This is a genomic window from Litorisediminicola beolgyonensis, from assembly GCF_042679605.1.
In the GTDB taxonomy this organism is placed as follows: domain Bacteria; phylum Pseudomonadota; class Alphaproteobacteria; order Rhodobacterales; family Rhodobacteraceae; genus Litorisediminicola; species Litorisediminicola beolgyonensis.
Genome location: NZ_JBHTMU010000021.1, coordinates 48,852 through 67,792 on the forward strand (window position 1 = coordinate 48,852; position 18,941 = coordinate 67,792).

Below are 18,941 nucleotides of genomic sequence, written 5' to 3' on the forward strand. Positions count from 1 at the left end.
GATGTCGGGCGACATGGCCAATTTTACCCGGCTGCCGCGCGAGATCGGGCAGGAGCGGGCCTTCGGCCTGCTGGAGACCGCAATGGAGCAGGCGCGCAAGGCGGTCGAAGGCGAGGGCGGGCAGATCGTCGACACGGCGGGTGACGGGTTTCTGGCTATTTTCGGCGCGCCGCTCGCGTTCGAGGATGCTTCACTGCGAGCCTGCCGCGCGGCGCTGACCTTCCGCGACCGGATTGCCGCGGGTCGCGACGGGTTCGTGGCGGAATTCGGCGCGGCGGCGGAGTTTCGCGTTGGCCTGTCCGGCGGCACAGCGATGTTCGTGCGATACGACGATGGCGGAGCGAAGGTGCTGGGCGATCCGGTCAACCTGGCCGCGCGGTTGCAGGCCAGCGCCGGCCTGGGCGAGGTGCTGATCGGAGAAGATATCCACCGCGAATGCGAAGGCTTCGTCACGGTAGAGGACCGGGGCGCGGCGGACTTCAAGGGCTTCGACTGGCCCGTCGCGCACTATGCCCTGACAGGCATCCGGGCCGAGACCGAACGGTTTTCCGGCGCGCGGCGACGGGGCCTGACCCGTCTGGCCAGCCGCAGCGACGAGATCGCCGCCGTGCGGCGCGCGCTGGATCGGACCGGGCGTCGGGTGGTCGCGATCACCGGGGTCGCCGGCGTGGGAAAATCACGGCTGGTGCACGAGGCGTTGCAAGTGATGCCACGGCGAGACCAGGTCGTCTACGGTCAATGCGTCGCCGAGGGCCGCGCCTATGGGCCGATCTTCGATATCCTTCGCCACGCCGCGAAGGCGGACCGCGGGCTGTCACATTTCGAAACGTTGCGCCGCCTGTCCGAGGTGTTTCCCTTCGTGCTCGACATGGCTGAGGTGAGCGCGCTGTTTTCGGGCGATCCGTCGGGCGAGGACAGCCGGAACCGCGCCCTTCGGACGCGGGATTTCCTGGGCGGTGTGCTGGCGCGACTGTCCGCCACCGGCGCACATGTGATGGTGGTTGAAGATATTCACTGGATCGACCCCGGCAGTTCGGCGGTTCTCGAAGCCTTGCTGCCGTTGCGGCCCACCCTGATCGTGACACGGCGCCCCGCGCCGCCGATCGCGTGGCTGGATTCGCCGCATATCGCGCGGATCGAGCTGGGCCTGCTGGACGCCGCCGCGATCGGTGAGATTGTCCGCGACAGCTATGGCGCGAAGCTGGCAGAGGACACCGCCGCCCTGATCGTGGACAAATCCGAGGGCCTGCCGCTTGTCGCCGAAGAGATGGTGCGCGCACTCCGCGCGCGGGACAGTGCGGCGACCGGCGACGCGGACCTGCTGACCGGAACGCTTGAACAATCGGTGCTGAGCCGTTGCGACCGGCTGGAACCTGCGGCGCGCAGGGTGCTATCGATCGCGGCGGCCATCGGCCGCGACTTTTCGGTCGATCTGCTGACCCGCGCGGCGGGGAGCGCGCCCGACATTGAAGCTATGATGTCTGCGGATCTCATCGAACAGGTGCAGGGCGATCACTGGCGGTTCCATCACGCGTTGATCCGCGACGCGGTCTATTCCGGCATGCTGTCGGGCGCGCGCAGGGAAGCGCACCGCGCCATCGCCATCGCGCTCGAGGCGCAGGCGGGCGAGGGCGGTGCCGATCGGGGACGGATCGGTCGGCATTTCGCCGAAGCCGACAACCACGTGAAAGCGGCGCGGTATCTGGCGCTTGGGGCAGCCGATGCGCTGGCGCAGTACGATCTGATCAATGCCGAATCCCTGGCCGCGCGGGCGATGGGCTATGTCGCGCGCGATCCGACGGTACTGGATGAAGCCGGATACCGTGCCCTGGTGATCACCTGGCTGCACAGCCTGCATCATCTGGCGGAGTTTCGGCGCATCGTCGATCTGTCGCGTCAGCTGCTGCCCCGGTTGCAGGCGGCGGGGGCGTCGACCGAACTGAGCATCGTGCAGACGCTGGTGGCGCTGTCGATGACCCACACGCGCGAATACGCCGGTGGCGAGACGCTGGCACAGGAAACTCTGGAACAGTCGGAACGGGTCGGCGACCGGCTGGGCGCGGCCTGGGCCCGGGTCGCCCTGTTGCGCAATTTCGAGGAGACCGGGAAGAGATCCGTCGCCGAGCTCGAGTCGCTCGCCGACGCGATCCTGCCGGTGGCGGAGGCGGAAGGCGACCGCGCGCTGTCGATGATCGCGCTCTACCAGCTTTGCGCGGTCTACCGCACGGCCGGGCGGCGCGGTCAGTCGGTCGCGACGGCGAACCGGCTGATGGCTTTCGCGGTTGAACATGACGACCGACGGGGGCACGCCTTTGCGTCCTGGGCCAAGGCGCTGATCCACATCATCGACGATGCGCCCGAACGCGCGCTGGCGACGGTGCGTGAGGGGCGCAGGCACGCGCTGGGCGGGTCGGGAGACGAGGCCACGTGCCGGGCCATCGAACTGTACAGCCGGACGATGATCGCCGCCTCGCACGCGCTGGCCGAAGAGATCGCCGGGTTCACCGCAGAAGTCCGGCGCCGGGGTGACTACAACCTGATCCACGCAATGTGCTGGATCGCGGCGGTGCTGCACTTGCGCAAGGGCGCGCTGGCCGATGGGTGGCGGCGGCTGAACCGTGATCTGCCCGAGGTCGCGCTGGCGGGGAACCAACCGATGGAACGTCAGTTTCGGCTTCTGAAGGCCGAGGTGCTGCTGGCGGTCGCGGGGCTGGTGGAACCGCGGGCGTCGGAGGACGGTCAGGCGAAAGAGCCGCGCCGCAGGGGCCCGCGCGACCTGCTGACATTCCTGCGGCTGCGGCCGTGGGCCCTGCGCGATGCCACGATTGAATTGAAGCGCTGCCTCGAACTGGAACCCGAGGCCGCGGGCGCGAACTATGCCCGCGCGCGGATCGGCCTTGGCCTGGTCGCGCTTCGGCGGCGCGACAAGGCGACCGCCCGTGCGCATCTTGAAGCGGGGCGCGACGCGGCGATGGCCGATGGTGTCGACCTTCTGGTGCGCCGCGCCCGCGCTGCGCTGAAACAGCTTTAGACTCGCGCGTCGTCGCGCAGAGACTCCAGCGCTGAGAGATCGTGGATTGTCAGCACGCCGGCGGAATGCGTCACGAAGCCGGACTTGGCCATGCTGGCGATCTGTCGACTGACGTTCTCGCGCGCGATGCCTGCGAAGGCGCCGAGATTCGCCTGCGAGAATGTGCGGCTGAGCGTCACGCCCCCGTCCGCCGCGGGCGTCCCCCAATCGCGCGCAAGCCGCAGCAGGCAGTCCGCCAGCCGGGCGGAAGCGGAGGTGAGCGCATGACGTGCCACCCCGTCAGAGGCGTTTCGGATGCGCCGGCAGAGCGCGGCGATCACCTCGGTGGCGGCCTCTGGGGTGTCATGAAGGTGCGACAACAGCGCGGCGCGCGTTACCACGACACCCCGGCAGGCCTCGACCGCGATGGCGTCCGCGCTGCGCGGGCCACCGTCCAGCGCCGAGATCTCGCCAAGCACCTCGTTGGGCCCGACCCAAGCCAGCACCGACTTTCGCCCCGACTGCGACAGGACCGAGACCTCGATCAGTCCGTCCGCGAGGATCAGCACAAAGCTGCCCGGGTCGCCGAGGTGAAAGATCGCGGCGCCCTTGGAATAGCTGACCGGGCGGCCTATGCGGCCGAGTCCGGCAAGGTAGGACAGCTCGGGTGCTGGCGTGTCTGGCATGCCGGTCAGAATGGCGATTGCGGGCGTGGGCCACAAGCGCGCTCTGATGAGGACGTCCGGGGCGAGCGCCCGCCGGGCGCCTTGGGTTTGGATCGGCGGATCTGCGCCCGATGTCGGATTTAACATAAACCGCAAAATACGACAGACGCCGCTACAAACGGCGCAACCGGATCGAAATTATGTTCGGCAGGCTCAAGGATTGGCGATACGACCGTTGTCCAAAGGTTTTCCTGTCCGCCATCGCGCTCGCCGCAACCGTCATCTATTGGCTGTGATTCCTGACCCTAGGAATTTGAACCTCGGACTTTGGGCTACCGTTCACACAGTACATAGTAATGGCGGTAAGCAGCGACGGTTGTGAGCCCCCGCAACGATTTTTCCCGAACCCGCGTCGACATCCCTTAGTCCGCCCGGCTGCGCTGCGTCGATCATTCCGGTAATCGCCCCCTTCCAATATGATAACCACGTCTCCGTTCTCCTTGGCGTGCACTGACCTGCTGGTCGCTGCAAGGTTCCGAGGGAACCGGGGCCACGTGGCGCCTTGTTCCTGTGGCAAAGAGAAAGGGCCGGTTCGCATGAACCGGCCCTTCGCCCGATCTCGCAAGATACGCGGCGCTTAGCCCGCGAGCGCCTTGTTCAGGTTCTCGTCGACCTTCTCGAGGAAGCCCATCGTGGTCAGCCATTTCTGGTCGGGCCCGACGAGCAGCGCGAGGTCCTTGGTCATGAAGCCAGACTCGACCGTCTCGACGATCACGCGCTCGAGCGTCTCGGCGAAGGTCTTGAGCGCATCGTTGCTGTCGAGCTTGGCGCGGTGCTTGAGGCCACCGGTCCAGGCGAAGATCGACGCGATCGAGTTGGTCGAGGTCTCCTCGCCGCGCTGGTGCTGGCGGTAGTGGCGGGTGACGGTGCCGTGCGCGGCCTCGGCCTCGACGATCTTGCCATCGGGCGTCATCAGCTGCGAGGTCATGAGACCGAGCGAGCCGAAGCCCTGCGCCACGGTGTCGGACTGCACGTCGCCGTCGTAGTTCTTGCACGCCCAGACATAGCCGCCGGACCACTTCATCGCCGCCGCGACCATGTCGTCGATCAGGCGGTGCTCGTAGGTCAGGCCCGCTTCCTTGAACTTGTCGGCGAACTCGGCGTCGAAGATGCGCTGGAAGATGATCATGAACTGACCATCATACTGCTTGAGGATGGTGTTCTTGGTCGACAGATAGACCGGGTAGCCGCGCTTCAGGCCGTAGTTGAAGGAGGCGCGGGCGAAATCCTCGATGGATTTGTCGAGGTTGTACATGCCCATGTAGATGCCCGAGGAGGGCGCGTCGAAGACCTCTTCCTCGATCACGGTGCCGTCTTCGCCGACGAATTTCATCGACAGCTTGCCCGGCCCGGGGAATTTCATGTCCGTCGCGCGATACTGGTCGCCAAAGGCGTGACGGCCGATGACGATGGGCTGGGTCCAGCCCGGAACGAGGCGCGGCACGTTCTTGCAGATGATCGGCTCGCGGAAGACGACGCCGCCCAGGATGTTGCGGATGGTGCCGTTGGGCGAACGCCACATCTTCTTGAGGCCGAACTCCTCGACCCGGCCCTCGTCGGGGGTGATGGTCGCGCATTTGACCGCCACGCCGACTTCCTTGGTCTTCTCGGCGGCGTCGATGGTGATCTGGTCATCGGTGGCGTCGCGGCTCTCGATGCCGAGATCGTAGTAGAGCAGATCGACGTCGATATAGGGCAGGATCAGCTTCTTCTTGATGAAATCCCAGATGATCCGGGTCATCTCGTCGCCATCCATCTCGACGATGGGGTTCTCTACCTTGATCTTGGACATGCTTCGCTCCTTCGGGCTATCCGAGTCTGTTGCCGCCGCTCTAACGCAATTTTGCGGTGCAGAAAAGACTGTATGCAAAAGTATACATCGTTGAGCGGGGCTGGTGCCTTCACAGCGGGCAGGAGGGCTTCTAGGTTCGGCATCCGATGAAGAACGAAATCGATCCGACCGCGCGCGTCGCGGAGAATGTGCGCTTCGAGGCGCCGGTGCGTCTGGAGGACTCGACCCGCGTCGAACGCCGGGTCGAAATCGGTCGGTTCAGCTATCTCAGCGAGGGCAGCGCGGTCTTCGCGCGTACGCGGATCGGGCGCTACTGTTCGATCGGCCGCTATTGCGACATCGGTGCGCTGGCGCACCCGACCGACTACCTGTCGACCCATCCGTTCCAGTACAGCCCGTTCCACTTCCCGCAGCGTGCCTATCGCAAGCGCGAGCTGGTCGAGTTCGACCGCGGCGAAGGGCCGGTGATCGGTCATGACGTCTGGATCGGCACCCGCGCGACGATCCTGCGCGGGTTGACCATCGGCCACGGCGCCGTCATCGCGGCGGGCGCGGTGGTGACCCGCGACGTGGCACCCTACGAGGTGGTGGGCGGACTGCCCGCGAAACGCATCCGCATGCGCTTCGATGCCGAGACCGTGGAGCGGCTTCTGGCGGTGGCCTGGTGGGATCTGCCCTTCGAGGCGCTCGATGGGCTGCCCTTCGACGATCTGCCGCGCTGTCTCGACCGGCTCGAGGCGATCCGCGCCGAGCAGGGCTGATCCGCGTCAGAGCGTGTCGACCACCGCCTGGACCTGGGTCAGCGCGTTTCTCAGATGCGCGACCTTCTCGGCCTTGAGCGCGGTCACGAGCTGGCGGAGATCGGTGGTCGAAATGTTCTCGGTCCGGGGCAGGTAGACCACCTGGCAGAGATCGGCGAGATCGTCGAATTTGCCGGCCCAGTCGTCGCCCATGGCGAAGATCGAGATGCCATGCGCCTCGATGTCCCGGCGTTTCTGCTCCCAGCTGTCCTCGGGGATCACCTGGTCGACATAGCGGCAGGCCGCGAGGATCTCGGCGCGGTCCTCGTAGGGCATGGCCGAGCTCTTGCCCTTGGCGCGGTTGAATGCGTCGGTGGAGCAGCCGACGACCAGCCTGTCGCCCAGATCCGCAAGCCGCCGCAGGAGCCGGACATGGCCGACATGAAACAGATCGAAGGTGCCGTAGGTCAGGACCGTTCTGGACATCAGATCGCCTTCAGGAACGGCGCGAAGACGCGCCGGGCGCGGGGCCAGTCGAATTTGAAGAAGGGATCGGGCGTGCGCCATCCCTCGCCGTAATTGACCGCGAGCATCGCCTCGGCGTCGCGGGGGCGGGCATGGCCGGTGATCGGGCAGGGCACGAGCGGCAGCACCTGCTCTTCCGTCAGCTCGCCGCGGGTATGCGGGTAGACCTGCAGCCGTCCCTCCACGAACCAGGCCGGAAAGAGGTCGACCTCGACCCCGTCGGGTCCGCGAAGCTTCAGGAGCCCCGCGATGCGCTTGCCCTCGGGATCGAGCGCGCCGGTCTCGGCCAGGGTCGCGGCCAGCGCGCGCCATTCCGAGGCGGCGTCGGCATCCGTGGTCGCTTTCAGGATGACCGCGAGGTCGATATCGTCGTCATGATCGATCAGCCGCCCGTCGCGGACGACGCCGAGAAGGGTTCCGGAGTTCAGGAAGACCTGATGGCCGGTGGCTTCGACCGCGGCGATGGCGGCGGCAGTGCCGGACCAGATCGGAGCGTGATCGACGCTGTCGAAGGTCGCGGTGGTGTAGCCGTGATTGGTCAGCTTCTCGGGGGCGAGATAATCATTGATCAGTGTCTCGAAAGCCTCGAACAACTCCGGCTTGCCGTCCTGTTCGTGCCGCTCCCGCAGCTCCGAAAGAAAGCGCACGGTTCTCGCAGGCCGGGACCGAGCAATTACCGCGGTGGCAACAGCGGCTTCGAGCCACTCGATCCAACCGCGATTGGCGCGCAAGTCCAGAACTTCTAAAGAAAGCTTCCGGAAATCCAGCCCGGTGCGGCCAAAGGCGAGCTCTCCCTTCGCCATCGCCGCGATCTCGCGGACACGGCGACGGGCGTCCCGACGCGTCATTGCGGGCGCACTTTTGATCTCTGCTTCCGTTGTGTCCGTCATACTGCCTCTTCCGGGCGCGGTCTGCTCGAAGAGCAGCTTAATCTGGCGGACGTTTGCAAGGAAACCGTCAATACCGCCCGGGCACCCTCTCGGGCACGCGTTGCGGCTTTCAGGTATCGGCGTCGGCGGTCAGTTCCTCGATCACCTTCACCCAGAGCTCGGGCGCCTGGGCACCGGGCACGGCGTGGCGGCCGTCGACGATGAAGGTCGGGACCGAGCTCACGCCCATGTCGCGCGCGGCGCGGTCGCGGCCGCGGGTTTCCTCGACATCGGCCTCGGAGGCGAGGAGCCGGTGGATCACGCTGGCGTCGAGCCCGACCCCGTCGGCGATGTCGCAGAGCACGTCACGGTCGCCTATATCGCGGCCTTCCTTGAAATAGGCGGCGAAGAGCGCGGAGACGCAGGCGGTCTGGCGCCCCTCGATCCCGGCCCAGTGGATCAGGCGATGCGCGTCGAGCGTGTTCGGCGTGCGCGTGATCGCGCCCAGATCGAGCGAGAGACCCGCCGCCTTGGCGTGCTCCTCGACCGGCAGATAGGCCTGGATCGCCCCGTCCTTGCCGCCGAACTTGGCCTCGAGATAGGCGCGGCGCTCCATGCCTTCGGGCGGCATGTCGGGATTGAGCTGGAACGGATGCCACTCGATCTCGAACGGGTGATCGGGGGATTGCTCCAGCGCGCGGTCGAGCTGGGCCTTGCCGATATAGCACCAGGGGCAGATCGGGTCGGAGAGGATATCGAGCTTGACCATGTGTGGTCCTTTCTCAGCGGTTCCGCCGGTTGTAGCAGGTCGCTCGCACCGAGGACACAGCCGCGTCGCGAAACCCGTGTTTTCAGGAGGAGGGCGGTCGGTAATGGCGGGCCAGGTCGCGGCGGAGGAGCTTGCCGTTGGGATTCTTCGGGAGCGTGTCGAGATGGATATAGAGCCGCGGCTGCTTGTAGCGCGCAAGATGCGCCTCGGCGAAGCGCGCGAGCGCCTCGGGATCGAGCGGTTCGGGCCCGGTATAGAAGGCCGCGATGACGCGGACGCCGTCCTTCACCTCGATATCGGTGGCACCGATCTCGGTGATGCCGGGAAAGCGCGAGAGCGCGCTCTCGACCTCGATCGGAGAGACCCGGACGCCGCCGGCGTTCATCATGTCGTCGCCGCGCCCGAGATAGGTGATCGTGTCACCGTCGCCCATGATCCCGCGGTCGCCGGTCAGGAACCAGCCGTCGCGGAACCGCTGGGCGGTCTCCTCGGGCTGGTCGTGATAGCGAAGCATCATGCCGGGATCGCTCTGATGGACGGCGATCTCGCCGGGCTCGCCGCGCGGCACCGGGCCGTCGGGGCCGAGGATCGCGACCCGCCGTCCGGGCTGCGGGCGGCCGAGCGTCTCGGGCGGGCTCGGGGCGTCCGGGGCCTGCGAGATGAAGGTCGAGCATTCGGACATGCCGTAGGCTTCGTGGATCTCGGTCCCGGTCGCCTCGGTCCAGCGGCTGCGGATCGCGGGCGAGAGCTTTTCCCCGGCCGAGAGACCGTGGCGCAGTTTCGGCATCGGGGGCAGGGTCGATTTCAGGAGATTGCGGTAGACGCCGGGGGCCGCGGCAAAGATCGTCGCCTCGTGGCGCTTCATCAGGAGCGCAAGCTGGTCGTGCCGGACGCCCGGAGCCGGGATGAGCGCGGTCGCGCCCATCGTCCAGGGATCCATGAGCCCGGTGCCGAGGGTGAAGGTCCAGTTGAACGCGCCCGCGTGCAAGAGCCGGTCCGAAGGCCCGAGCCCGTACCAGCCGTCGATCATCATCCGCCGCGCCCAGATCGCACGGTGGGCATGACAGACCGCGCGCGGCGCGCCGGAGGTGCCGGAGGTGTAGACGATATAGGCGAGGCGGTCGGGGTCACCCATATGATAGGCCGCAGGCGGCAGATCGCGCCAGCGGGTCATGTCCGCGCTCGAGAATGTGGGGATGTCGGTCGTCGGGCAGGCCACGCCCTCGGCGCGCAGGATCGCGCGCGGGGCGAGATCGGAGAGGATGCGCGCGGTCTCGCCCTCGGTCAGGAGCGCGGAGGTCGGCACCGGCACCAGCCCCGCCGCGATGGCGCCGAGATAGGCGATGGGGAAGCTCACGTCATTGCCGAGCCGCATCAGCACCCGGTCGCCGGGCGCGAGGCCCGCGTCCAGAAGACCGGTCGCGGTGCCGCGCACCGCCTGTTCGAGCCGGGCGTAGCTCCAGCGTTCGGCGCGGGACAGGTCCAGGATCGCCAGGGCGATCTTGTCGGGCTCGGGCGCGCCCGAGGTCAGGACGTGATGGGCCAGGTTGAAGGGCGCGGGCGCGGGCGGCGGTGCGCCCCGGTCGAAGATCGAGAGCATGAGCGCCGAGTTAGGCCGCGCTGCCCGTGCTTGCAAGCCCGCGGGGGCGGGCCTAAGAGACCGGATATGTCAGATGCCGATCCCAAGAGCCTCATTCGCATCGCCCGCGAGACCGGCGCCTCGGAAGAGGGCGCGCCGCTCGATCTCGGTCAGCGGGTGCGCGAACTGAGAAAAGCGCGCGACTGGACGCTGGAGCAGGCGGCCCGGCAGGCCGGCTTGGCGCGCTCGACGCTTTCGAAGATCGAGAACGGGCAGATGTCGCCGACCTATGACGCGCTGAAGAAGCTTGCCACGGGGCTCGAGATCTCGGTACCGCAGCTTTTCACGCCGCCGAAGCAGGACCGGATCAACGGGCGTCTGTCGGTGACCAAGGCCGAGAGCGGGCAGCCGCATCCGACGGCGACCTACGAGCACACGCTCCTGGCCGAGACGCTGACCAAGAAGCAGATGCTGCCCTACCGGGCGCGGGTCCGGGCGCGGTCGATGGAAGAGTTCGACGGCTGGGTCCGGCATGACGGCGAGGAGTTCCTCTATGTCCTGACCGGGGTCATCCGGCTCTATACCGAATTCTACGAGCCGATCGAGATGCGGCGCGGCGACAGCGCCTATTACGACGCGACGATGGGCCATAACGTGGTGTCCGTCTCGCCCGAGGATGCGACGATCCTCTGGGTCACCTCGCTCGCCTGAGGGGCGAGATCGTTTTAAGCTGAAGGCGGGGTCGGCGCAGGCCCGGTGGCCCGGCAAGCCGGTGACCCGGTCGCGTGGCGCGCAGCCCCGGGGGCCGCGCGCCGAGACAGGTCCCTGTCAGAGCCGGTGCTGGACGGTGCGGGCCGCGCCCGAGATGTCCTCGCCCACGCCCGCGACGGTGTTGCACGCCGCGAGGCCGCCCAGAAGCGCCAGAGCCAGAAGAATCCGCATCGTCATTTCTCCTCGGACCACCAGGTGTCGGATTGCCATGTGAACCAGTCGCCATAGACCGGAACGGGCTCGTGGTAGGACAGCTCGGCGGCATGGGCAATCCGCGACACGCTCCATTGATAGATCGGGATCACGTAGCGCCCGGTGGTCAGGATGCGGTCGAGCGCGCGGGTGGCGGCAACGAACTCGTCCTGGTCGGTGGCGTTCAGCATCGTGTCGATCATCGCCTCGGCGGCGGGGCTGTCGATGCCCATCCAGTTGTAGCTGCCGGGCTCCTCGACGCCGGCGCGGCCCCAGTAGAGCTTCTGCTCGTTGCCGGGGCTGAGCGAGAGGCCGCGCTGGTAATAGGTCATGTCGAAATCGTAGCCCTGCGTCCGCTCGTTGTATTGCGCGGGGTCGACGGTGGTGATCTCGGGGGTGATGCCCATCCGGATCAGCGCCTCGGCGAAGAGGTCGATCATCGACTGCGCCTCGGTCGATCCCTGGGTGAGCAGGATCTCGAAGCGGAAGGGTTCGCCTCCGGGCGTGGTCATCACGCCGTCCCGGATGGTGTATCCGGCCTCTTCCATGAGCGCGATCGCGCTGCGCAGGTTCTTGCGGTTGCGTTCGGTCCCGTCCGAGACCGGCAGGGCGTAGCCGTCGAGGGCACCGGGCAGAAGCTCGGCGGAATGGGCGTCGAGCAGTTCGCGGACGCGGCCTTCGGCGGGGCCGTCGCGCATGCCGAGAACGGAGTTCGAGAAATACGAGCTGATCCGCTGCTGCCGGCCGCCGGTCAGGGTCTCGTTGATATATTCGAAGTTGAACGCATGCAGCATCGCGTCGCGCACGCGCCAGTCCGAGAAGGCCGGGCGACGGGAGTTCATCACGAAGCCGATGATGCCCGAGGGGCGCTGGTGCGGGATCACCGATTTCACGATCTCGCCCGAGCGGACCGCGGGGAAATCATACTGCGTCTCCCATTTCTCGGCATTGCTCTCGCGCATGGAGTTGAGCTCGCCGGCCTTGAAGGCCTCGAAGAGCACCTGGCTGTCGCCGTAGAACTCCATCCGGATCTCGTCGAAATTGGCCTGGCCGGTCATGAAGGGCAGGTCCTTGCCCCAGTAATCGGGGTCGCGTTCGAGCACCATGTAGCGGCCGGCCTCGTACGCGCCGATCTGGTAGGGCGCTGTGGTGATCGGCGCGGTGTCGAGACCCGAGGCGCCGAACTCCTGTCCCTCCCATTGCGCCTTTTTCAGGATGGGGCGCAGGCCGAGGATGAGCGGCAATTCGCGGTCCTCGGTATTGAAGGTGAAGCGGATCTTTCGCTCGCCGGTCTGCTCCATCGAGGCGACCTTGCCCCAGGCGCCGCGATAGCGGGGATGGCCCTCGGTGCCGAGCGTCTCGTAGCTCCACATCACGTCCTCGACGGTGACGGGGCTGCCATCGGAGAAGCGGGCCTCTTCGCGCAGGGTGAACTCGACCCAGGAGCGGTCCTCAGGCGTCTCGACCGATTCGGCGAGAAGGCCGTAGAGCGTGAAGGGCTCGTCCCAGTTCCGGCCCATCAGGCTCTCGTAATTCAGGAACCGGAGCTGCCAGGGGGTGGAGCCCTTGAGGATCAGCGGATTGAGGCTGTCGAACCCGCCGACCTCGCCGGTCACGATGCGCCCGCCCTTGGGGGCGTCGGGATTGACGTAAGGCAGCGCCTCGAAGTCCGGAGGCAGCGCCGGATCGCCATACATGGCGATTCCATGCCGGGGTTCGGCGGAGGCCGTGCTGCCCAGGCTGAGGCCCGCCGCGAGGGCGACGCCGAGCGCCGCGCTGAAAAAATCGCTTCTCATTTTGGAGACAATCCCGCTCTGCCCTTGTTTTATTGAGGCTGAAGGTAACGGGGGATTTCCGCCTTATCAAACTTTTAGCTTGGCACCGGGCGGCAAACTGCTTATGTTGGGATCACTGCTCGATAGGTTTCTTGCCTGTATGAAACCTGCCTCAATAACTGAACGCCGGCCTTGTGCCGGCGTTTTTTTTGGCTGTGAGGCTTCGGGAGTGCGCGCTGGTGTGGATCCTGTCCTAGCCGGACAGGACGCTCCGGGCCAGATCCTGCGAGTCGAGATCCTGTCACAAAGCCGTTTTTCAGATGATTCTTTTTGCGGTCCGTCGATGGACCGGACGTCTCGGCACTTGGAGAGCCGCTGAGTGCGGCGGCGAACGGGCATCCCTGGCAGGCGGCGGTTCGGAACAAAGCCTCCGAAAGCCCCCTTGTTCTGCAGACGCAGCAAAGACACTCTGCGGCACGCATGAAACGGGAGCTTCGATATATGCAACTCAAGGGCAAGACCGCCGTCATCACCGGGTCCAATTCGGGGATCGGCCTCGGCGTCGCGCATGAACTGGCGCGCGCCGGTGCGAACGTGGTGCTGAACTCGTTCACCGACCGCGACGAGGACCACAAGCTGGCCGAGGAACTGGGCCGCGAGCACGGGGTCGAGGCGCGCTATATCAAGGGCGACCTGTCCAAGGGCGACGAGGCGCGCGGCGTGATCGAACAGGCAGGCGTCTGCGATATCCTCGTGAACAATGCGGGCATCCAGCATGTCGCCCCGATCGACGAGTTTCCGGTCGAGAAATGGGACCAGATCATCGCGATCATGCTGTCGGCCGCCTTTCACACCACCGCGGTCGCGCTGCCGATGATGCGCAAGGCGGGCTGGGGCCGGGTGGTCAATATCGCCTCCGCCCACGGCCTGACGGCCTCGCCCTACAAGTCGGCCTATATCTCGGCCAAGCACGGGCTCGTCGGCATGACCAAGACCGTGGCGCTCGAGACCGCCAAGGAGCAGATCACCGCCAACGCGATCTGCCCGGGCTACGTGCTGACGCCGCTGGTCGAGGGGCAGATCCCCGACACGGCCAAGAAATACGGGATGACCGAGGAGGAGGCCAAGGAGAAGGTGATCCTCGAGCGGCAGCCCTCGAAGGAATTTGCCACGGTCGAGCAGATCGGCGGGACGGCGGTGTTTCTTTGCTCGGACGCGGCGGCGCAGATCACCGGCACGACGATCTCGGTCGATGGCGGCTGGACGGCGCTCTGAGCGTTTGGGTCTGAGAGATGCGGGGCCGTGCGGCCCCGCATGCGAGAGGCGCTGCCTCTCGCGCTCTCCGGGATATTTTCGGACAGATGAAGAGCAGGGGGCAGGCCCGGTGTGACGGGGCCTGGTTTGTATGGCTGGGCTGGGGAGCCGCCTGAGGTGACCTGAGGCGCGTTTCCGGGCTTGTGCCGAGCCGTGGCTGCTCGGCGGCGCGGAGCGGCGGGACGGCGGTGTTCCTCTGCTCGGATGCGGCGGCGCAGATCACCGGCACGACGATCTCGGTCGATGGCGGCTGGACGGCGCTCTGAGCGTTTGGCTCTGAGGGATGCGGGGCCGTTCGGCCTCGCATGCGAGAGGCGCTGCCTCTCGCGCTCTCCGGGATATTTTCGGACAGATGAAGAGCAGGGGGCGGGCCCGGTGTGACGGGGCCTGGTTCGTGTGGTTGGGCTGGGGAGCCGCCTGTGGTGACCTGAGGCGCGTTTCCGGACCCGCGTCGAGCCGTGGTTACTCGGCGGCGCGGAGCGGCAGTTCGGGCTCGCGCGGGGGCGCGTCGGTCTCGGGCCGTGTGACGAGCTCTTCCCAGAGGATGACCGGCGGCTTGGCGCGGCGGGCCTCGCGGTTCAGCGCCCAGTCCTGGGCGGCGCGGCTGCCGCGGCCCATCGACATCCGCGCGAAGAGGCGGCCGAGCGCGCGGAGATAGGTGCCGGTCCAGACCCGGATCGCCAGCATCGAGGGCGTGAAGACCAGCGTCAGCACCGTGGCGATGCCGAGGCCGAAGACCACGGCGGTGGCAAGCTGCTTCCACCAGAGCGCGGTCGGGCTGTCGATCGTGTAGCCGCCCGCGAAGAAGTCGAGGCTCAGGCCGAACATCATCGGCGCGAGACCGGCCATGGTCGTCACCGTGGTCAGGAAGACCGGGCGGATGCGGTCCTCGGCGGTGCGGATGATCGCCTCGATCCGGGGCATCATGCGCTCGTATTCCTGATAGGTGTCGATCAGGACGATGTTGTTGTTCACCACGATCCCCGCGAGCGCGACGATGCCGGTGCCGGTCATGATGATCGAGAAGGTCTGGCCCATCACCAGCATGCCGATCAGGACGCCCGCGGTCGACAGCACCACGGCCAGAAGCACCAGCGTGGCGTTGTAGAAGGAATTGAACTGCGCCAGGAGGATGATGAACATCAGCCCCAGCGCGGCGGCGAAGGCATTGCCGAGGAAGGCCTGGCTTTCGGCCTCGTCCTCCTGGTCGCCGGTCCATTCCCAGCTGATGCCCAGCGGAAACTCGGTGGTCTCGAGCCAGCGCGTCAGGGTCTCGATGCGCTCGGCCGGGGTGACCGGGACGGAGTGCAGGGTGCCTGCGTCGATCATCTCGCGGAACTCGGCCGCGGACAGGTCCTCGGCCGGGGCGACCACCCCGTAGCGGACCGCCCCGTCCTCCTCGGTGATCTTGCGGGCGATGCCCATCGTCACGAGGCTGTCGTTCTGGAACTTGACGAGGTCGGGGGCCACGCCCGCCTTGACGTCGAAGAACCGTTTCTGGCCCTCGCGGCTGATCTCGGCGAGCTTCTCGACCGGCTTGCGGGTGACGAAATTCGTCAGCGGCACGAGCCCGTCGCGTGTGCGGACGCGCAGCGTGTCGAGGGTGGAGAGCAGGCGGTCTTCCTGGGGCAGGCGCACGCGGATGTCGATCTCTTCGTCGGAGGTCTCGACCGGCATGGTGTCCAGCAGAAGCCCGCGGGTGACAAGCTGCACCATCGCGCCGACCGTGGCCACATCGGCGCCGTAGCGGCCGGCCTTCTCGACATCGACGTCGATCTGCCAGTCGATGCCGGGCAGGGGGCGGGTGTCCTCGGTCTGGACGAGGCCCGCGGTGGCGTCGAAGCGGGCGCGGGCGATCTCGGTCGCGGCGAGAAGCTCGTCCCAATTGTCGCCCTTGAGCCGCAGATGCACCGGTTTCGCCGAAGCGGGTCCCATGGCGAGGTTCAGGATTTCGGTCTGGATGCCGGGAAGCCGGGACAGCTGCTCTTCAAGCTCGGCCACGACCAGGTCGCCGTCGAGCGAGGGGTCGTCGGCGCGCTCTTCCCAGGGGATCGTTTCGAACTGGATCTGGCCGATGGCGTCCTTGGGGGGCTGGGCGCCGCCGGTATTGCTGTCGAGCCCGCCGTCCCCGGCGAAGGCGAAGGCGTCGCGCACGCCGGGATGGGCGAGCACCACGGCCTCGGCCCGGGCGACCAGCGCGTCCTTCTCTTCGAGGCTCAGGTTGCCGCGCGCCTTGACGTAGACGAGCGCCTGCTCGGGTTCGGTCGCGACGAAGAACTCCACGCCGTTATTGTTCTCGCCGTAATAGCTGAAGACCGACATGACGAAGAAGACCACGCCCGCCACGGTCACGAGCGGCATGATCGGATTTCCGGCGATGAAGGCGATGAAGCGTCCGAAGGGGCTTCGGCGATAGCCCGCGCGGATGCGGCCCTCGGTCCGGGTCGGCTTGACCGCGCCCATCACGATCGCGGTCAGGACCGCAGCGCCGAGGAACAGCGCGGCGCCGAGGGCGCGGCCGCCCCAGCCGGCCTCGGCCGGGACACCCATGAGATAGCCGGGGTTCAGGACCGACATCGCGCCCGCGAAGAGGAGAAAGAGCGCCAGCGGCACGAGGAGCAGCCGGACGGTCCAGTGGGTACGCGCCCGGAGCGCGTCGGTGGCATGTCCGACGAGGCGTGAGAAGCGGCCCGTGACGCCGCCCATGACCGGCAGGTAGACGAGCGCCACGACCAGCGAGGCGGAGAGCACGAAGATCAGCGTGACCGGCAGCATGCCCATGAACTCGCCCGCGACGCCGGGCCAGAAGAGCATCGGCAGGAAGGCGCAGAGCGTGGTCGCGGTCGAGGACACGACCGGCCAGAACATCCGCTTGGCGGCCTCGACATAGGCGCGCATCGGGCCGACGCCGTCGGAGATGCGCTTGTCGGCGTATTCGACGACCACGATGGCGCCGTCGACCAGCATGCCGACGGCGAGGATCAGGCCGAACATGACGATGTTCGACACCGACACGCCCATGATCGCGAGGAAGGCGAAGCACAGAAGGAACGAGGTCGGGATCGCGAAGCCCACGAGGAGCGCGGGCCGCGTGCCGAGGGCTGCGAGCACCACGATCATGACGAGCGCGATGGCGGTCAGGACCGAACCTTCGAGCTGGCTGACCATCGAGGCCACCTGCCGCGACTGGTCGTTCGAGGTGCCGAGCGTGACGACAGCGGAAAGCTCCGACGGCCAGTCGGCCTCGGCCTTGGCAAGCTCGTCCTTCACCTGAGAGACGGTGTCTATGATGTTGAAGCCCTTGCGCTTCACGACCTGGAGCGCCACCGACGGCTCGCCGTTGAAGCGCGCGGTGGAGGTGCGGTCCTCGAAGGTCAGGCGGATCTCGGCGAGATCGCCCAGGGTCACGATGCGGTCGCCGTTGACCTTGACGGGCAGGTTGTAGACGTCCTGCGCTTCGTTGAAGCTCGAGGGGATCTTGACCGAGAACGCGCCTTCGTCCAGCTCGCCCGCGGCGATGAGCTGGTTGTTGTTGACGACGACCGAGATCAGCTCGCTTGCGGTGACGTTGTAGCTTTCGAGACGGAGGGGATCAATGACGACCTCGAGCATCTCGTCGCGATTGCCCGCGATCCCGGCTTCGAGAACGGCGTCGATGCTTTCCAGCCGGTCCTGGAGGTTCTTGGCCACCTGCACCATGGTGCGTTCGGGCACCGGGCCGGTGAGGTTCACGATCAGGATCGGGAACTCCGAGAAGTTGATCTCAGAGATCGAGTATTGCTCGTAACCCGCGGGAAACTTTGACTCCGCCTTGGACATCGCGTCGCGGACATCGGCCATGACCTGGGTCTTGTCCCAGCCGAACTCGAACTCCATCTGGACGCCGGCATAGCCCTCGGCGGCGGTGGCCCCGAGGGATTTCAGGCCATCGAGATCGGCAAGCTCGGTCTCCATCGGCTTGACCAGCAGTGTCTCGGAATCCGCCGCGGAAATGCCCGGGAACGGGACCGAGACGAAGAGCGCCGGGATCTCAATATCGGGCTCGCCTTCCTTGGGCAGCGCGACGTAGCAGACCGCGCCGATCACGAGGCTCAGCGCGATGAAGGCGAGGACCATCCGGGCGCGGTCGGCGGCCCAGTCGACGATGCCGGTCATTGCACGACCTCTTCGAAACTCGGGATCACCGGCACGCCGTCGGTCACGTATTCCTGCCCGACGGTGATGACGTCGGCCTCGTCGGGCAGGCCGGTGACATAGATGCCGTCGGTGGTGTCGCGCAGGACCTCCACCGGCACGAAAAGCGCTGTCTGATCCTCGGCGACGATGCGCACCCCGAGCGCGCCGCTGTCGGCAAGCGTCAAAGCGGATTGCGGGATCAGGTGCGCGGCGCGGCTTTCGGCGGTGACGGCGATCTCGGCGGTTTGCCCGGCGGAGATCGCCAGCGCGCCGTTCGGCACGGTGATCTCGACCCGGAAGGTGCGGGTGGCTGGATCGGCGTTGCGGGAGACGAAGGTGACCCGGCCGGTGATGGTCTCGCCGCCGGTCAGGCGCGCACCCGCGCGGGCGCCGACCTCGATCTGGGCGATCTCGGTTTCGGGCGCGAAGCCCACGATCTTGATCGGGTCGATCTGCAGGATCGTGGCGCAGCGCGATCCGGCCTGCAGAAGCGCGCCAAGCTCGGCGCTGTCGGATTCGAGAAGCCCGTCGAAGGGGGCCATGACCGACAGATTGTCGATGTCGCGCTCGATCCGGGCCACCGCCGCCGCGGCGCTCTGGATCCCGGCGCGGGCGCTGTCGATCCCGGAGCGCGCGGCTTCGAGACCGGCCTGGGCCGAGGAGACGGCGGCCTCGGCGGCGCGCACGCCCGCGATGGTCGCCGC

At 67.0% G+C, this 18,941-nt stretch carries 14 protein-coding genes and 2 pseudogenes; 6 read left to right on the plus strand and 10 right to left on the minus strand.

The genetic code is table 11. From position 1 onward, the window contains the following. Position 1: 1 nt before the first annotated feature. Positions 2 to 3,031 (plus strand): ATP-binding protein, encoded by a 3,030-nt coding sequence (locus ACFQ4E_RS12610; RefSeq protein ID WP_386804081.1) that lies wholly within the window; start codon positions 2 to 4, stop codon positions 3,029 to 3,031. Here ACFQ4E_RS12610 and ACFQ4E_RS12615 read toward each other — a convergent pair. Further along, positions 3,028 to 3,732: a Crp/Fnr family transcriptional regulator gene (locus ACFQ4E_RS12615; RefSeq protein ID WP_386804083.1), complete on the minus strand. Its 705-nt coding sequence runs from the start codon at positions 3,730 to 3,732 to the stop codon at positions 3,028 to 3,030. The genes ACFQ4E_RS12610 and ACFQ4E_RS12615 overlap by 4 nt on opposite strands. A 98-nt stretch (positions 3,733 to 3,830) precedes the next feature. Between ACFQ4E_RS12615 and ACFQ4E_RS12620 the strand changes: the two are divergent. Beyond that, positions 3,831 to 3,971: pseudogene (locus tag ACFQ4E_RS12620) on the plus strand (IS5/IS1182 family transposase); the annotation flags it as partial. Between the two features lie 341 nt (positions 3,972 to 4,312). On the opposite strand, the gene ACFQ4E_RS12625 reads toward ACFQ4E_RS12620, so the two are convergent. Then, a complete protein-coding gene (locus ACFQ4E_RS12625) occupies positions 4,313 to 5,527 on the minus strand; it encodes an NADP-dependent isocitrate dehydrogenase (RefSeq protein ID WP_386804085.1) in 1,215 nt (404 codons plus the stop codon). A gap of 146 nt (positions 5,528 to 5,673) precedes the next feature. On the opposite strand from ACFQ4E_RS12625, the gene ACFQ4E_RS12630 reads away from it, so the two are divergent. Next, positions 5,674 to 6,288: a CatB-related O-acetyltransferase gene (locus ACFQ4E_RS12630; RefSeq protein WP_386804087.1), complete on the plus strand. Its 615-nt coding sequence runs from the start codon at positions 5,674 to 5,676 to the stop codon at positions 6,286 to 6,288. Between the two features lie 6 nt (positions 6,289 to 6,294). Here the strand turns inward: ACFQ4E_RS12630 and ACFQ4E_RS12635 are convergent, their stop codons facing one another. The 4 genes from ACFQ4E_RS12635 to ACFQ4E_RS12650 all read right to left on the minus strand — a co-directional run bounded on the left by ACFQ4E_RS12635 (position 6,295) and on the right by ACFQ4E_RS12650 (position 10,030). Beyond that, on the minus strand, positions 6,295 to 6,753 hold the full coding sequence (locus ACFQ4E_RS12635) for an adenylyltransferase/cytidyltransferase family protein (protein WP_386804088.1): 459 nt from the start codon (positions 6,751 to 6,753) through the stop codon (positions 6,295 to 6,297). Then, positions 6,753 to 7,640, minus strand: coding sequence for a LicD family protein (locus ACFQ4E_RS12640; protein WP_386804089.1), 888 nt, complete (start codon positions 7,638 to 7,640; stop codon positions 6,753 to 6,755). The genes ACFQ4E_RS12635 and ACFQ4E_RS12640 overlap by 1 nt, the downstream gene beginning before the upstream one ends. 151 nt (positions 7,641 to 7,791) lie before the next feature. After that, complete coding sequence (locus tag ACFQ4E_RS12645) at positions 7,792 to 8,430, minus strand: DsbA family oxidoreductase (RefSeq protein WP_386804090.1); 639 nt, start codon at positions 8,428 to 8,430, stop codon at positions 7,792 to 7,794. 82 nt (positions 8,431 to 8,512) lie between these two features. Continuing rightward, positions 8,513 to 10,030 carry a class I adenylate-forming enzyme family protein gene (locus ACFQ4E_RS12650; protein WP_386804092.1) on the minus strand — a complete coding sequence of 506 codons (1,518 nt, stop codon included), beginning with the start codon at positions 10,028 to 10,030 and terminating at the stop codon, positions 8,513 to 8,515. A gap of 66 nt (positions 10,031 to 10,096) precedes the next feature. Here ACFQ4E_RS12650 and ACFQ4E_RS12655 point away from each other — a divergent pair, with 66 nt between their 5' ends. Further along, the gene (locus ACFQ4E_RS12655) at positions 10,097 to 10,720 is read left to right on the plus strand and encodes a helix-turn-helix domain-containing protein (protein ID WP_386804094.1); all 624 of its coding nucleotides are present in this window, start codon (positions 10,097 to 10,099) and stop codon (positions 10,718 to 10,720) included. Positions 10,721 to 10,837: 117 nt separating this feature from the next. Here the strand turns inward: ACFQ4E_RS12655 and ACFQ4E_RS12660 are convergent, their stop codons facing one another. Both ACFQ4E_RS12660 and ACFQ4E_RS12665 read right to left on the minus strand, forming a co-directional pair. Further along, complete coding sequence (locus tag ACFQ4E_RS12660; protein WP_386804096.1) at positions 10,838 to 10,951, minus strand: entericidin EcnA/B family protein; 114 nt, start codon at positions 10,949 to 10,951, stop codon at positions 10,838 to 10,840. Between the two features lie 2 nt (positions 10,952 to 10,953). Continuing rightward, positions 10,954 to 12,768: an extracellular solute-binding protein gene (locus ACFQ4E_RS12665; protein ID WP_386804098.1), complete on the minus strand. Its 1,815-nt coding sequence runs from the start codon at positions 12,766 to 12,768 to the stop codon at positions 10,954 to 10,956. 480 nt (positions 12,769 to 13,248) lie between these two features. On the opposite strand from ACFQ4E_RS12665, the gene ACFQ4E_RS12670 reads away from it, so the two are divergent. After that, positions 13,249 to 14,022 (plus strand): 3-hydroxybutyrate dehydrogenase, encoded by a 774-nt coding sequence (locus ACFQ4E_RS12670; protein WP_386804100.1) that lies wholly within the window; start codon positions 13,249 to 13,251, stop codon positions 14,020 to 14,022. Between the two features lie 212 nt (positions 14,023 to 14,234). Next, positions 14,235 to 14,327, plus strand: a pseudogene (locus ACFQ4E_RS12675) (SDR family oxidoreductase); the annotation flags it as partial. Between the two features lie 196 nt (positions 14,328 to 14,523). Here ACFQ4E_RS12675 and ACFQ4E_RS12680 read toward each other — a convergent pair. Beyond that, positions 14,524 to 18,216 (minus strand): efflux RND transporter permease subunit, encoded by a 3,693-nt coding sequence (locus ACFQ4E_RS12680; RefSeq protein ID WP_386804102.1) that lies wholly within the window; start codon positions 18,214 to 18,216, stop codon positions 14,524 to 14,526. After that, positions 18,213 to 18,941: efflux RND transporter periplasmic adaptor subunit (locus ACFQ4E_RS12685; RefSeq protein ID WP_386804104.1), on the minus strand; the 729-nt coding region annotated here is incomplete at its 5' end. The genes ACFQ4E_RS12685 and ACFQ4E_RS12680, both read right to left, overlap by 4 nt.